This window comes from Streptomyces sp. NPDC001292 (assembly GCF_042896465.1).
Lineage (GTDB): Bacteria > Actinomycetota > Actinomycetes > Streptomycetales > Streptomycetaceae > Streptomyces.
The window spans coordinates 1-1,025 of record NZ_JBIAXG010000160.1; the positions used below are offsets into that span (position 1 = coordinate 1).

At 67.6% G+C, this 1,025-nt stretch carries 1 protein-coding gene and 1 pseudogene; both read right to left on the reverse strand.

What is annotated here, in order from left to right:
• A pseudogene (locus ACFY4A_RS42720) lies at positions 1–246 on the reverse strand (hypothetical protein); the annotation flags it as partial.
• Between the two features lie 318 nt (positions 247–564).
• Positions 565–900 (reverse strand): hypothetical protein, encoded by a 336-nt coding sequence (locus ACFY4A_RS42725; protein WP_390834697.1) that lies wholly within the window; start codon positions 898–900, stop codon positions 565–567.
• Positions 901–1,025: the final 125 nt, after the last annotated feature.

The following is a 1,025-nucleotide window of genomic DNA, read 5'->3' on the forward strand; positions in this document are numbered from 1 at the left end:
GGAGGCCTTGGAGGCGTTGCCGGCGGCCGAGGGCGCGGCGGCCGGGCCCTTGGCAGTACCGCTGCCGGACCTGCCACCGGTAGCAGCAAAGATCGCGCCGGCGATGACCAGGATGCCGACGACACCCAGGCAGCCGACTCCGGCGCAGATCTTGCCCGTGCTCTTCTTCCTGTGAGGTTCCGGGGCCTGCTGCTGGAACGGCTGCCGCGGCCGGCCGGGCTGCGGGCCCCGAGAAGGCGTGGACATGCGCGGGTACCCCCATGTGGTGGCGTGAGGAAGGGGAGGGGAGGAGACGGAATACGTACGGGAACATGTCCCGGCAGTGCTTGCGCACGTGCCGCAGCCAGCGGGCCCCGCGATGGAAACCGGGCATCGCCCGCATCACCGCCAGGCACAGCAACTGCGAGTGACTGAGCTTCGGGGGCCGCCCAGGCAGACACGCGATCCCAGCCCACTCATCGTCGATCTTCACGTACCGTGCGGTCACGAGGGTGTTCAGGTCGTTGTCGCCAACGGATCCTGAACACCCCCTCTTCGTGGCCGCAGGCATGTGGACAGACTCGTCTAGGAGACGATCACCACGCTCTCCGAGTCCGACGAGGACTGCGCGAACGACCAGTCCGTCGTGGTCGAGTAGGACTTGTAGTTCGGCGTATCCACGTACTGCGTGGACTGCGAGGCCTGCGCGGACTGCGCGTCCGACGTGGACGACGAGACGTCAATTTCATCATTGGCGTAACCGCTGACGGTCTTGGCCTCCTGCTGAGGCGCTTGCGCGGCCACGGCGCTGGTCTGGGCCGGAGCGGCGAACGCGGCGGTGGGGATCAGCGCGCCTCCCGCGGCCAGGGCAGCGGAAGCGGTGAGGACCGCCAGACGCCGAGAACGAAGCATGCGGGCCATGATCAATCTCCTTGATAAGAAACGAGGGAAAGGAATATGTCGAAACGGTCCTGCCGGTTCCCCGGCGGGGCGGCCGCGGGACACACGTCCCGTCAACACCGTCCAGACCATCCCGGTGGGCCACC

Bases quoted from the DNA above. Each gene is read 5' to 3' on its own strand.
- ACFY4A_RS42725 (WP_390834697.1), bottom strand. From the start codon at position 900: ATGGCCCGCATGCTTCGTTCTCGGCGTCTGGCGGTCCTCACCGCTTCC.